The organism is Aromatoleum evansii (genome assembly GCF_012910805.1).
In the GTDB taxonomy this organism is placed as follows: Bacteria; Pseudomonadota; Gammaproteobacteria; order Burkholderiales; family Rhodocyclaceae; genus Aromatoleum; species Aromatoleum evansii.
The window spans coordinates 23,961-37,178 of the sequence record NZ_WTVK01000018.1; the positions used below are offsets into that span (position 1 = coordinate 23,961).

The following is a 13,218-nucleotide window of genomic DNA, read 5'->3' on the forward strand; positions in this document are numbered from 1 at the left end:
GACTCCTCTGATCGGGTATCCGCGCCGCGCTTCGCACGGGGCGGGATCTCGGAGCCAAGGCTACGTGCTGGGGATTGAACGCTCAGCCAAAAAAACGACCGGAGCGGTTCTGCGCGCGACCGCGGAGGATCCGCGGGCTGGATGCTTGCCTCAACGCCACGCGCCGCAGCGCTCGCCCCGTTTCCCTTTCCATTTTACGAGTAGCTTTTAAGCTACAATGACAATCATGATCGAACTTCTCCGCTACCAGCGGCGAAGACGGCCGCGAGCCGTTCAGCGAATGGCTCGATACGGTCCGCGACAAGCTGGCTCAGGCGCGTATCCGCGTTCGATTGCGCCAGGTGCAAGCAGGCAACTTCGGCGACTGCGAGCCGGTCGGCGAAGGGGTAATAGAACTGCGCGTGCATGTCGGGGCCGGATATCGCGTCTATTGCGGACGCCACGGCAAAGCCGTGGTGCTTCTGCTGTGCGGTGGCAACAAGGGCAGCCAGGTGGCCGACATCAAGCGTGCCAAGGAATTGTGGTCGGAATGGAAACGGAGGCAAGCATGAGCAAACTCAAGGGCACTGTATCGCACCATGAGGCAGAGGTCGCCGAATTGCGCGCCGATCGCGAACTGGCCGTGGCATACCTAAAGGCGGCGATGGAATCGCTAGATGATCCCGACAATCGAGCGGCCGGCCTGCTCGCTCTGCGGACCGTGGCCGAAGCTTACGGCGGCCTCGGCGCCGTGGCGGCGGAAGCCGGCATCAGTCGCGAATCCCTCTATCGCACGCTGTCACCGAAGGGCAATCCGACGCTCAAGACCCTGCTGGCCGTCCTCAAGACAGTCGGCATGCGCCTGTCCGTAGAGCCGGAAGATCACGCACACGCTTGATCGAGCGAACTCGGAAATTCTGATTCAGGCCTTGGCGAGTTGCAGGTCGACGTACTCGTAGGCGATCTGCAGCGCCTGTTCGGTGTCGAAGGCCTTGCCGGACAATGCGCCGCGCAACCACAAGCCGTCGATCAACGCGGCCAGGCCGCGCGCGGCGGAGCGCGCGAGCTCCGGGGGCAGCGCGCGACGGAACTCGCCGCACAGGTTCGAGTACAGGCGCCGGTCGTTGATGCGCTGCAGGCGCTGCAGCAAGGGGTGATGCATGCTGCTGGCCCAGAAGGCGAGCCAAGTCTTCATCGCTGCGCCGCTCACCTGGCTGGTGTCGAAGTTTCCCTCGATGATCGCGCGCAGATGGGCACGCGGGTGCGAGTCGGAAAGCGCTGCGCGCCGCGTGCGCACGCCCTCGCCCAGCGCCTGCATCAGGTGGCGCATGGTCGCCTCGATCAGCCCGTTTTTGTCGCGGAAGTAGTGGCTGATGATGCCGTTCGACACCCCGGCGAGGCGTGCGATGTAGGCGATGCTGGCGTCGCCGAGGCCGACCTCGTCGACCGCCTTGAGCGTGGCCTCGATCAGCTGCGACCGGCGGATCGGCTGCATTCCGACCTTGGGCATGAATTCCTCTGACTGGGAACAGGAGGCGAAAGTCTGAAGGGTTTAGCTTGAACAGGCAATCAATATAAATACAGCCCAGCCCGGAAACGGGCGTGAGCGATGCGATAGTGCTGGCAGAACGGAACTCCCTCCCCTTCAAGGGGAGGGCCGGGGTGGGGATGGGTGGACTCCGAGGCGGCTGAAGGAAACCCATCCCCATCCTGTCCTTCCCCTTGAAGGGGAAGGAACCTCCTAATGGCTCCTGCGTCTCCGACGCAGGACCTCAGGCCTTCGTCGGCCGCGCCACGCCGAAGCTCTCGGTCATCCGGTCGACAATGATCGCGAGCAGCACGACCGCCAGTCCCGACTCAAAGCCGAGACCGATGTCGAGGCGCGAGATGCTGGTCAGCACGTCGTTGCCGAGACCGCCCGCGCCCACCATCGACGCGATGATCACCATCGACAGCGCCATCATGATGGTCTGGTTGATGCCGGCCATGATGGAAGGCAGCGCGCCCGGAATCTGCACCTTGAACAGCAATTGCCAGGGTGTGCAGCCGAAGGTCACGCCCGCCTCGAGCTGCTCGCTGTTGACCTGGCGGATGCCGAGGCTGGTCAGGCGCACCACCGGCGGCATCGCGAAGATCACCGTCGCCAGCACGCCGGGCACCTTGCCCAGGCCGAACAGCATCGCCGCCGGAATCAGGTACACGAAGGCCGGCATCGTCTGCATGAAGTCCAGGCTGGGCCGCACGAAGTAGGCCGCAAGCCTGCTCTTCGCCGTCCAGATGCCGAGCGGCACGCCCACCATCAGGCTGATCAGGGTGGCCGAGATCACCAGTGCGAGCGTGGCCATCGTCGCGTTCCAGAATCCGGTGCCGATGATCACCACGACCGCGGCTGCGCAGAACAGCGCGAAGCGCCAGCCCACACGCCGGAATGCGAGGGCCGTCAGCACGACGGCCAGCACCCAGCTCGGGATGAACATGAGGGCCTGCTCGACGAGTTCGGTCAGGCTGCCGACGAAGGTGCCGAGCGCCCCGAAGGTGCCGCTGTCGTTCTCCAGCAGGAAATTCACGGCTTGGTCGGCCCACTCGCCGATCGGTAGAAACTCAGACATTGGCCGTCTCCTGTGCCATGTTCCGCAGCAGGATCGTCTGGGTCACGGCGCCGAGGTAGCGCCGCTCGCCGTCGATGATCGGGAGCGGATAGGGATTCCTGACGATGTTGGAAATGAGTTCGGTCATGCGGGTATCGCCCGGAACGGCCGGGATGTCGTCGAGCAGCGCCTGTTCGAGCGTGGTCCTGCCCTCGGCCAGGCAACGCAGCATCGAATCGATCGACACCGTGCCCAGCACCCGCCGCTCCTTGTCGACGACGAAGCCGTAGTTGCGGCGCATCTGCCGCAGCCGCCCGATCGCCGACTCGAAGCCCGCGTTGAGGTCGGCCGGCGCCTCCATCACGAGGACCTCGTCCGGGAGGGCGACATCCTTCGCGGTGAGGTAGCGCTTGACGTCCACGCCCTTGAAGAATGCGCGCACATAGTCGTCGGCCGGATTGCGCAGGATCTCGTCGGGCGAGCCGATCTGCACGACGCGCCCGCCTTCCATGATCGCGATGCGGTTGCCGATGCGGAACGCTTCGTCGAGGTCGTGCGAGACGAAGATGATCGTGCGCTTGTGCTCCTTCTGCAGCGTCAGCAGGAGCTCCTGCATTTCCGTGCGTTTGAGCGGATCGAGCGCCGAGAAGGCCTCGTCCATCAGCATCAGCGACGGATCCACCGCCAGCGCGCGCGCGAGGCCCACACGCTGCTGCATGCCGCCGGAGAGTTCCGCCGGGCGCTTCGCGGCGAAGGCCTTGAGGCCGACCTCGTCGAGCACCTCCAGCGCGCGCCGCTCGCGTTCCTTGCGCCCCACGCCCGCGACCTCGAGCCCGAACGCGGCATTGTCGAGCACGGTCAGGTGCGGCAGCAGCGCGAAGGACTGGAACACCATCGCCATGTCGCGCCGGCGCAAGGCGACGAGCTGGGCCTTGCTCATGGTCGCGACGTCCTGCCCGTCGACGAGGATCTGTCCGGCGGTCGGCTCGATGAGACGGTTCAATAGGCGGATCAGCGTGGACTTGCCCGACCCCGACAGGCCCATGATGACGAAGATCTCGCCTTCATTGACCGCGAAGTTCGCGTCCTGCACGCCGACGACCATACCCGTCTCTTTGAAGATTTCATCCTTGTGCCGGCCCTTGCGCAGCATCTCCATCGCTATGTCGGGGCTTCGGCCGAAGATCTTGTGCAGGCCCTTGGCAACGATCTTCTGTTTCATCGCCACGTCCTCTTTTCCATTCTCATGATCGTGTCTCCGTTGGGTTATTGCTTACCGTCGTCGCTGCTTCACCCCGTGCGCTTCATCGCGGCGGGCGGCGCGCGGGCAGGAAAAGTGTAGGGGGATGGGAAATCGGCAAGACCCGGATTGCGACCACCAGAATCGGGACTGCGTCAGGAGGACCGGAATCGGCACGCGCATGGAGTACCCCCAGCGAGTCGCGGAGGTCCGGGGCAGCCTTGCGCGTCGCCCCGGACGACGTCCTCAGAACGTCCTCGTCACCGAGAACAGGACCGTGCCCTTCAAGGGGTTGGAGACGTGCATCCTGCCCGAGGAGTCGACGGCGCCCGTCGTGTAGTTCTCGAACAGGTCGTCCTTATCCCAGGCCTTCGTATAGCCCAGCGACACGGTCCAACCGCCATCGAAGCTCTTGTTCACGGCCACCTTGGCGTCGCGCCAGTTCGCGAAGCTGAAGCCGCGCACGCGCTGATGGCCGTAGTGGAGCAGCAGGCCGTAGCCGGCGCCGAGGTCGAAGTTGGCGTTGATATCGAGGTAGCCCGAGCCGCGGCTGTGCCGGTCGCCGGTGCGCGCCGTGGTGCCGAGCGTCTCGTCGTTGAAGCCGAAATAGTCCCGCGTGTAGGTGAGCCAGTACTTCACCGTGAGGAACTTGTAGCTGATACTGGGAACGATCTCGCCGTAGTCGTAGCGCACGTCGGCGAAGGCCATCTTCGCGCCGGGATAGACGTAATAGTAGGCGGTGACCCCGTAACCAATGTCCCCCGCCGTTCCGGCATAGCCTGCGTAAAGATCCCACTCGACGGTGCCGTTCTCGATGAAGCGGTTGCTCACGCTAGACATCCAGGTGCCGGCGAAGAATCCGCTCGGGTGCGCGTAGTCGAAACCGCCCTGCAGCGCGGGTTTGCCCCAAGTCTGCCGCCAGCCGCGCGAGACGTACTGGGAGGTCAACGTGACATTCGCGGAGAGGGCGGACGCGGCGGGCTCCTCGGGTGCGACCGACGCGCCGGCCTGCGGCCCCGCTGCGATCTGCACGGGATCCGGATCCGCCGATTGCGCGAGCACGGGCGGGGCAATGCCCCACAGCGCCGTTGCGCACAGGCCGAGGACGGAGGCGGTGGTGTGGAATTTCATTATTTTTGCTCCTGGCACAGAACATGGAAGGACTTCTTTCGCACCCCCGCTCGCCGTCCAGGTCCGGTCGCAGCCTGTTCGCTCGAGGTCATCCTCCGGGGAGGCGAGCCGATTATTCGTCGCCAGGAACGGTCGCGCAGACGAGATTGCGACCAGGAAACCCACGTTTGCGACCGGAACAGGGGATCTCCTGCAACACGCCCGCCACGGGGCGCCGTCACGACAGATCGGGTCGCGCAGAGGGAATCCGAAGGCGAAGCGGCTGGCTATCCTCGGCAGCACCTGTCGGTCCGGAACCGGCAGCCATAGCGAGCGGCACCCGGGCTGGCGCACACGTGCGCTGCCGGGCGTGTCGCCAGGATTGAATTCCACCGCACCGAAAAGGATCCGTCATGAAGAAAATGGTCAACGTCGCCGCTGCCGCCAGCCTGGCTTTCACGGTGTTCGCCACCAACGCCGCCGCCAGCGTCGAGCCGGCCAGCTGCCGCGACGTCCGCTTTGCCGACGTGGGCTGGACCGACATCACCGCGACGACCGCGCTCGCCTCCACCCTGCTCGAAGGCCTCGGCTACCGGCCCAAGACCACGATCGCCTCGGTGCCGATCACTTTCGCCGGCATCAAGAAGAAGCAGATCGACGTCTTTCTCGGCTACTGGTCGCCGTCGATGACCCCGATGATCGAGCCCTTCGTGAAGACGGGCGACGTGAAGGTCCTCGATACGCCCAACCTCACCGGTGCGAAGTACACGCTGGCGGTGCCGAAATACGTCGCCGACGCGGGACTGAAGAGCTTTGCCGACATCGCCCGCTTCGCCGACAAGCTCGACCGCAAGATCTACGGCATCGAACCGGGCAACGACGGCAACGCGCTGATCGAGAAGATGCTCAAGGAAAACGCTTTCGGACTGAAGGGCTTCGAGATGGTCGAGTCGAGCGAGGCCGGGATGCTGCTGTCGGTGGATCGGGCGATCCGGCAGAAGAAGTGGATCGTGTTTCTCGGCTGGGAACCCCACCCGATGAACGTCAAGTTCGACGTGACCTACCTGGAGGGAGGCGACGAGGTTTTCGGGCCGAACTTCGGTGAAGCCAAGGTCTACACCGTCGTGCCGCCCGACTACATCAACCGCTGCCCCAACGTCGGCCGCCTAGTAAGCAACCTCACCTTCAATACCGACATCGAGAACCGGCTGATGATGCCGATCGTGGAGAAGAAGAATCCCTCGGCCGTGATCAAGACCTGGCTCAAGGAAAACCCGGCCCAGCTCGACAGCTGGCTCGCCGGCGTCAAGGCCGCGGACGGTAGCGACGGCCTCGCCTCGGTGAAGGCCTACCTGCAACGCTGAGGATCGGGGGAGGCGGAGTCCCGGCCTCCACCGTCCCGATCGTCTCCCTGCTTCCTCCCTCGGCGCGCGCCCTTCCGAGTCGCGCGCCATTTTTTTGCACACAGCACGGAGCTCCGCATGGAGTGGCTCTACCTGTCGATCTCGATCCTCGCCGAGGTGGCCGCCACCACCGCCCTGAAGGCTTCCAACAGCTTTACGCGCCTGCTGCCTTCGCTCGTCGTGGTGACCGGCTACGGCATCTCCTTCTATTTCCTGTCGCTCGCCATTCAGCGCATCCCGCTGGGCGTCGCGTATGCGATCTGGTCCGCGGTGGGCGTCGTCCTGATTTCCGCCGCAGGCGCCCTGCTCTTCGCCCAGCGCCTCAGCGCTCCGGTCGTCGCCGGCATGACGCTCATCGTCGCCGGCGTGGTCGTCATCAACGTCTTCTCGCGCGACGGCATCCACTGACGAGCACAGCCTATGGGCTGCTCGTCGCTTGCGGCACGAGTGCCATGATCGCCTCGCGGTCGGTTGCGAGCAGCGCGGCCTCACCCAATTCGGCGCTCAGGCCGGCACGGTCGAGCACCGCACGGAACTGCCGCTTCACCGCCGACAGCCTCAGCACCACGTCGGCCCGGGCGAGCTCGCGGTGCATCCGGCGCAACATGTCGACTCCGGTGGCGTCGAGATCGTTGGCAGCCGACACGCACAGCAGCACGGTGCGCACACCGGCGGCAGTGCCGACGCGCTCGAGCACGAAGCGCTCGAGGAGCGGCGCGGTGACGTAACTCAGCGAGGCGTCGATGCGTACGGCGAGGACGTCCGGCGCCAGCGGTGGCAAGCCATGTGCGAAACGGTCACGCAAGGTGCCGTCGGCGTGGAGTCCCAACTCGACGATGCGCGGATGCGCGCGACGGTACAGGAAGCACAGCATCGCGGTGACGAAGCCGGCGAGCACGCCCCAATGCAGCTGAGGCATGCTGGCGAGCGTGGCGGCGAAGCTCACCACGGCGACCAGGCCGTCGTCGCGCGAAATGCGCCACAGTCGCGCGAAGACGCCGAAATCGATGAGCCCCAGGACGGGCGCGACGATCACCGCCGCGAGCAGGGCGCGCGGCAGATCGTGGAGGGCGTCGGTGAGGAAGAGCAGGAACACCACGACGCCGGCGACCGCGAAGAGCGTCGACCAGCCGCTGACGGCACCCGCGAACACATTCAGGGCCGAGCGCGAGAACGAGCCGCTGACCGGGAAGGCACCGCTTGCCCCGCTCACGATCTTGGCCAGGCCCTGGCCGACGAGTTCCTGATTCTCGTCCCAGCGCCGCGCGCTGCGCTGACTGAGCGCACGGCAACTCGACATCGCTTCGGTAAAGCTCACCAGGGCGACGATCAGCGCTCCCGGAAGCAGCGCCCGATGCTGCTCCAGACCGAGCGATGGCGGCAGAGCGAGTTGCGGCAGTCCCGCGGGAACGGACCCCACCACGGCCCCCCCGCTTCCCGCAAAGCCCAAGGCCGCGCTGATCGCGGTGCCACCCACGCACACCAGGAGAACGCCGGGAAGTCGCGGCGCGAATCGACGCAGGAGCAGCAGCAGCGCAAGCGCGCCGAAACCGAAGCCCGCGGTCGTCGCGAGCAGGCCCGGGTCGGCGTGCCACGTCGTAGCCAGGCGCCGCGGCCAGTCGGCATCGACCGCGCCCGCCACGCCGAAGAGCGCCGGCAACTGGGACAGGATGATCGAGAGCGCCGCGGCATTGATGAAGCCGGCGATCAGGGGATTCGACACGAAGTTCGCGATCAGACCCAGGCGCAGCGCGCCCAGCAGGAACTGGATCGCGCCAGAATACAGCGCGAGCCAGATCGCCAATGCCACCCAATCGGCGCTGCCGGGCGTCGCAAGGGGCTGCAGGATCGCGAAGCTCAGGATGCTCGTCAGCGCAACGGGCCCCACGGCGAGGAGCGGCGAAGCGCCCCACAGGACGCCCACGACGGCGGGCAGCAGCGCCGCGTAGAGGCCCGTCACCGGCGGCATCCCCGCCAGGGTGGCGTAGGCGAGTGACTGCGGGATCAGCACGAGGGCCACGGCGAGCCCGGCCCAGGCGTCGCGGCGCAGGGTCTGCGCGCTGGGCCGCGGCCAGCGCAGGAAGGGCAGCAGCCGCAGGAGTCGCGCCCTCGCCGGACTCATTTCAGCCACAGGACCATCGCCTTGCCGCCGGCGGCGGCGTTGCCCGGCAACGTGAGCGGCCGATCGATGGCGTGCATGCTTTCCTTGGCGACACCGATGGCGTGTTGCCGGGCCGAGTCGACCATCGCGAGGACCTCTTCAGACAGGAGATTACCGAGACGATAGCGCGGATTGATGTAATGGTCGCACGCATAGACGCCGCAATTGTGCTCGACGAGCAGCGCATGCCCGAGCGCTTCGGCATCGTGCACACCGACCCTTCCACGCCGAGCCCGACGTGCGTGAGCCATTCTAAGTTCATCTCGACCATGTCGCCCACGTCGTGGGGCACCCACTCGTCGAACGCCGCGACCCACCGTCTCCCAGGCTCGCCGGATCGGCCGACCACGCCGCCAGCACGCCACCATGGTCACCGCTCTTTTTTGATTGCACGTTCAATTAAAAAAGCGGAAGATGTGCCGAACCGTTCGTCGCTGCACTCGCGACAGACGGTGATCAAGCAGCAGGAGCCGGACACAAGCATTCCGGCCAACGACAAGAGCACCGGAAGGAGACCACACCATGGCAGCAGCAACGGCAGCGCCGACCTATCGCTTCGCATTCATCACACTCGACAACTATTCGATGATCGCCCTCTCGAGCGCGATCGAGCCGCTCCGCATGGCCAACTACCTGAGCGGGCGCGAGGTGTACCAGTGGTCCATCGTCACGCTCGACGGCCAGCCGGCCACCGCAAGCAATGGCGCGTACATGCTGCCGACGGTGTCGCTCGATGACATCGGGCCGGTGAACATCGCCTTCGTGTGCGGGGGCATCAAGGTCAAGGAAGCGATCACGCCTGCGCTGCTGGCCGCGCTGCGCCGCCTGGCGCAGCGGCACGTGCCGATCGGCGCACTGTGCACCGGGAGTTACGCGCTCGCGATGGCCGGCGTGCTCGAAAAGCACCCGGTGGCGATCCACTGGGAGAACATGGCCGGTCTGCTCGAAGAGTTCCCCGGCATCCACGTCACCGAGAAACTCTTCTCGATCGGCGACGACCGCTACACCTGCTCGGGCGGCATCGCGCCGCTGGACCTGATGCTTCACCTGATCAAGGACCAGCTCGGACCCGAGATCGCGTTGGCGATTTCGGAGCAGTTCATCGTCGAGCGCGTCCGCGACGACAACGACCGTCAGCGCATCCCGCTGCAGAACCAGGTCGGCATCTGCCAGGAGAACCTGCTCAAGGTCGCCGCGCTGATGGAGGCCAACATCGAGGAGCCGCTCTCGCTCGACGAGTTGTCCGACGAGATCGGCGTCTCGCGGCGGCAGATCGAGCGCCTGTTCAAGCGCTACCTCAACTGCGTGCCGACCAAGTACTACCTGGACCTGCGCCTGCACCGCGCGCGCACGCTGCTGCTGCAGACTTCGATGTCCATCCTCGAAATCGCCATCGCCTGCGGCTTCCGCACGCCGCCGCATTTCGCGAAGTGTTATCGCGATCTCTTCGGCTACCCGCCGAGCGGCGAGCGCGGGCAGAAGTGCAGGAAGCCGCCGTTCACGCCGGTGCCGCTGCTGGCAACGCCGCGCGCTCAGGCCAGGCCGAGCGTGGACTACTATGGAAATGCATGAGCGCATTCCGGTGCGCCGGCAACCCTCCTTTCACTAATTCCGTGCATGAAGCCATAAGGTTTACCTTATCCCAAACTCCTGAAAGACCTCGCTTGCCGCGTCGGATCAGCGAAACGTAATCTCCGCCCACAGCATCACTAAAGAAGAGCGGCTACCGCCCTCTCGATACGATCCATCCAGGAGGAGACTCATGTTCAAGCTGAAAGGCATCGCTGCCGTCGCGACCGCAATCGCAATGCTGCTTCCCATCTCGGCGCAGGCAAGCGACAAGAGCTACAAGCTGGTGCTGGCCGCCGAATCGGGCGACCGCAACTCCGTGAACGGCAAGGCCGTGGCGAGCTGGGCCTCGATGATCAAGGAGAAGTCGAAGGGCCGCATGAAGGTCAACGTCTTCTACCAGGGCGAACTCGGCGGCCAACAGGAAATGTTCGATCAACTGGTCAAGGGCAACATCCACATGATGCTGACCTGGCCGCAGACCTCCTACGACAAGCGCATCGTCGTCAACTACATTCCCTACCTGGTGCTGGACTGGGATGACGCCATCAAGTCCTACGGCCAGGACGGCTGGCTGGCTGCGCAAGATCATGGACCCGGTATACAAGGATATCGGCCTGAAGTATTTCGGCCCCTTCCCCGAAGGCTTCGGTGGGATCGGCACCAAGGGCCGTTACGCGACAAGCGTCGAGAAGGCGAAGGGCATCAAGGTCCGTTCGCAGCCGATCTTCCCGCTGCCGCAGACCGTGCAAGCCATGGGATTCGAGGCCGTGCCGATCGACTGGGCCGAAGTGTACACGTCGATCCAGACGGGCGTCGTGGACGGCGATTCGTCCAACGTGATCTATTGGGATTACGAGTATTTCCGCGACCAGCTCAACTACTTCGTGCAGTCCTCGCACAATTTCGCGTCCTACTCGCTGCTGATGAACGGCGCGACCTGGGACAAGATGGACGCCGAAGACCGCGGCATCATCGAATCGGCGGCGCAGGCGGTGATCGAGCAGCAGTTCAAGAACGCCAAGGCCGAAGACGACAAGTGGGTCGCGGCGGCGCAGAAGGCCGGCATCAAGTACATCGTGCCGACGCCGCAGGAAAAGGGCGCCTGGGTCGAGCGCGTGCGCAAGACCGTGTGGCCGCAGATCGAGAAGGAACTGGGCTCCGAGATCATGACCCAGGTCCGCGCCAACGCCTCGACGCCTAAATAAGGCATCCCTCCTGACGTCGGGGCTGCGCCCTCCGCAGCCCCGCCTGCCGTGCCTCACGTCCCTTCGGGGAAGGAATGCGTCATGAATATCCTTAAATGCCTCGATGCGCTCGTTGTGCGCATCGTCAACCCGATCCTCGTCCTTATCGGGCTCGCCGTGGCGCTGCTGCTGGCCATCGGCATTTTCAGCCGCGCAGTGCTCGGCAAGCCGGTGTTCGGCCTGGAAGAACTCATGCTGCTCTCGGCGATGTGGTTCTACATGCTAGGCGCCGCACTGGCCTCGCGGGAGCGCTCACACCTGTCCGCCGATTTCGTCCAGGTGCTGACGAGCAATCCCAAAATTCACCGCGCCGCGTCGCTGGTCTCGACGGTGATCTCGCTCGGGGTGGCCGTCATGTTCGCGACCTGGGCGTGGAATCTGTTCGCCTTCGGTCTCGAGCGCGGTCAGACCACGGCCGTGTTCGGCATCCCGTGGTGGACTGCGCAAGTCAGCCTCCTTGTTGCATCCATCGCATTCGTGATTTACCTGATTCGCGACCTGATCCTCGAGTTGTCGGGCGCCAACATTTCGCCGGGCGATCCGTCGTCCCCGATGGAGTGATCTGACATGGAAGCTCTCATTGCCATTGTTGCCGTCGTCGTGATGATGATGATTGGCGTGCCCGTCGTCTTCTCCTTCGCGGGGATGACGCTGATCCTGTCGCTGCTGTACGACGTCGACATTTCCTCCCTGATGACGACCGGGTTCTGGTCGATCAATTCCGTCATCCTGGTGGCGCTGCCGCTGTTCGTGATGACCGGCTACCTGATGCAGACGGGTGGCATCGCCAAGCGCCTGGTCGATTTCGTCGAAGCGATGGTCGGTCGGTCGCGCACCGGCATGGGCACCTCGATGGTGGTCGCGTGCGGCATCTTCGGCGCGATCTCGGGCACGGCCTCGGCGGCCGTCGCCTCCATCGGTTCGATCATGATCGACCCCATGGAGCGCCATCGCTATTCCCGCGGTTATGCCAGCGCCCTGCTGGCGCTTTCGTCGCTGCTCGGCCTGCTGATTCCGCCCTCGATCACAATGATCCTGTACGCGGTCGTCACCCGCCAGTCGGTCGCCGCCTGCTTCCTCGCGACCGTCGGTCCCGGCATCCTGCTGATGATCCTGCTGTCGATCCTCAATGCCATCCATGTGAAGCGGCATCTCGGCGGCAACGACGCCAAGACGCCATGGCGCCAGCGTCTCGCCGAAACGGCCAGCACCGGCTGGAAGGCGATCCCCGCACTGATGCTGCCGGTGATCATCCTCGGCGGCATCTACGGCGGCGTGTTCACGCCCACCGAAGCCGCCGCCGTCGCCGTCGTGTATGCGATCCCCGTGGGCCTGTTCGTGTATCGAGAGCTCGACCTGCGCAAGGTTGCGCTGGCCGTCGTCGAGGCCGCCAAGACCACCGGCGTGATCATGATCATCCTGGTCTTCTCCTTCGTCGCGAGCCGCATCTTCACCCTCGAAGGCGTGCCGCAACAGCTCACCGACCTGCTGCTGGAGAACTTCTCCGATCCCGTCATCATCCTGCTGATGGTCAACATCTTCCTGATCCTGATCGGCATGATCATGGATGACGTCAGCGTGATCGCGATCGTGAGCCCGCTGATGGTGCCGGTGATGGCCGAGATCGGGGTCGATCCGGTGCACTTCGCCGCGATCATCGGCACGAGCGTGGTGATCGGCGCGAACAGCCCGCCCATGGCCCCGATTCTCTTCATGTCGTGCCGCGTCGGCAACGTGGGGATGGCCGGTGTCACACGCCCTGCCCTCTACTTGATGGCCTTCGGCGCGTTTCCGGTGATGCTGGTCACGACCTACTGGTCACCGCTCGCGCTCTACCTGCCGCGAATGTTCGGCTTCGTCCAGTAGCCGCCCAGCCGTCCCCCACCCGGCAACTTCCACAACCATGACGCCGCGGGCCCAT

14 protein-coding genes and 1 pseudogene are annotated in these 13,218 nt (G+C 64.9%); 9 read left to right on the top strand and 6 right to left on the bottom strand.

The features are described from left to right. Positions 1-320: 320 nt before the first annotated feature. A complete protein-coding gene (locus GO615_RS11065; RefSeq protein WP_339380007.1) occupies positions 321-551 on the top strand; it encodes a type II toxin-antitoxin system RelE/ParE family toxin in 231 nt (76 codons plus the stop codon). Continuing rightward, positions 548-877, top strand: coding sequence for an addiction module antidote protein (locus GO615_RS11070; protein ID WP_169127936.1), 330 nt, complete (start codon positions 548-550; stop codon positions 875-877). The genes GO615_RS11065 and GO615_RS11070 overlap by 4 nt, the downstream gene beginning before the upstream one ends. Before the next feature lie 24 nt (positions 878-901). On the opposite strand, the gene betI is transcribed toward GO615_RS11070, so the two are convergent. The 4 genes from betI to GO615_RS11090 all read right to left on the bottom strand — a co-directional run bounded on the left by betI (position 902) and on the right by GO615_RS11090 (position 4,938). Beyond that, a complete protein-coding gene (gene betI, locus GO615_RS11075) occupies positions 902-1,489 on the bottom strand; it encodes a transcriptional regulator BetI (RefSeq protein ID WP_169127938.1) in 588 nt (195 codons plus the stop codon). Between the two features lie 262 nt (positions 1,490-1,751). After that, positions 1,752-2,588, bottom strand: a complete 837-nt coding sequence (locus GO615_RS11080; RefSeq protein WP_169127939.1) for an ABC transporter permease — start codon at positions 2,586-2,588, stop codon at positions 1,752-1,754. Beyond that, entirely contained in the window at positions 2,581-3,789 is a 1,209-nt protein-coding gene (gene proV, locus GO615_RS11085) for a glycine betaine/L-proline ABC transporter ATP-binding protein ProV (protein ID WP_169127941.1), read from the bottom strand. The genes GO615_RS11080 and proV overlap by 8 nt, the downstream gene beginning before the upstream one ends. 264 nt (positions 3,790-4,053) lie before the next feature. After that, complete coding sequence (locus GO615_RS11090) at positions 4,054-4,938, bottom strand: TorF family putative porin (RefSeq protein WP_169127943.1); 885 nt, start codon at positions 4,936-4,938, stop codon at positions 4,054-4,056. 392 nt (positions 4,939-5,330) lie between these two features. Here GO615_RS11090 and GO615_RS11095 point away from each other — a divergent pair, with 392 nt between their 5' ends. Together GO615_RS11095 and GO615_RS11100 are read left to right on the top strand one after the other, a co-directional pair. Beyond that, entirely contained in the window at positions 5,331-6,281 is a 951-nt protein-coding gene (locus GO615_RS11095; RefSeq protein ID WP_169127945.1) for a choline ABC transporter substrate-binding protein, read from the top strand. 117 nt (positions 6,282-6,398) lie between these two features. Then, complete coding sequence (locus GO615_RS11100; protein ID WP_169127947.1) at positions 6,399-6,728, top strand: DMT family transporter; 330 nt, start codon at positions 6,399-6,401, stop codon at positions 6,726-6,728. 10 nt (positions 6,729-6,738) lie between these two features. Here GO615_RS11100 and GO615_RS11105 read toward each other — a convergent pair whose 3' ends face one another. Together GO615_RS11105 and GO615_RS11110 are read right to left on the bottom strand one after the other, a co-directional pair. Then, entirely contained in the window at positions 6,739-8,442 is a 1,704-nt protein-coding gene (locus tag GO615_RS11105; protein WP_169128039.1) for a SulP family inorganic anion transporter, read from the bottom strand. Then, a complete protein-coding gene (locus GO615_RS11110; protein WP_169127949.1) occupies positions 8,439-8,693 on the bottom strand; it encodes an SPASM domain-containing protein in 255 nt (84 codons plus the stop codon). Before GO615_RS11110 ends, GO615_RS11105 begins: the two co-directional genes overlap by 4 nt. A gap of 310 nt (positions 8,694-9,003) precedes the next feature. On the opposite strand from GO615_RS11110, the gene GO615_RS11115 reads away from it, so the two are divergent. The 5 genes and pseudogenes from GO615_RS11115 (at position 9,004) to GO615_RS11135 (ending at position 13,163) form a co-directional block, all read left to right on the top strand. After that, the gene (locus GO615_RS11115) at positions 9,004-10,053 is read left to right on the top strand and encodes a GlxA family transcriptional regulator (RefSeq protein WP_169127951.1); all 1,050 of its coding nucleotides are present in this window, start codon (positions 9,004-9,006) and stop codon (positions 10,051-10,053) included. 235 nt (positions 10,054-10,288) lie between these two features. Further along, a pseudogene (locus tag GO615_RS29510) lies at positions 10,289-10,591 on the top strand (hypothetical protein); the annotation flags it as partial. 49 nt (positions 10,592-10,640) lie between these two features. Next, positions 10,641-11,258, top strand: coding sequence for a TRAP transporter substrate-binding protein DctP (dctP, locus tag GO615_RS11125; RefSeq protein ID WP_169127953.1), 618 nt, complete (start codon positions 10,641-10,643; stop codon positions 11,256-11,258). Positions 11,259-11,339: 81 nt separating this feature from the next. After that, entirely contained in the window at positions 11,340-11,858 is a 519-nt protein-coding gene (locus GO615_RS11130; protein ID WP_169127955.1) for a TRAP transporter small permease, read from the top strand. A gap of 6 nt (positions 11,859-11,864) precedes the next feature. After that, positions 11,865-13,163 carry a TRAP transporter large permease gene (locus tag GO615_RS11135; protein ID WP_169127957.1) on the top strand — a complete coding sequence of 433 codons (1,299 nt, stop codon included), beginning with the start codon at positions 11,865-11,867 and terminating at the stop codon, positions 13,161-13,163. Positions 13,164-13,218 lie beyond the last annotated feature (55 nt).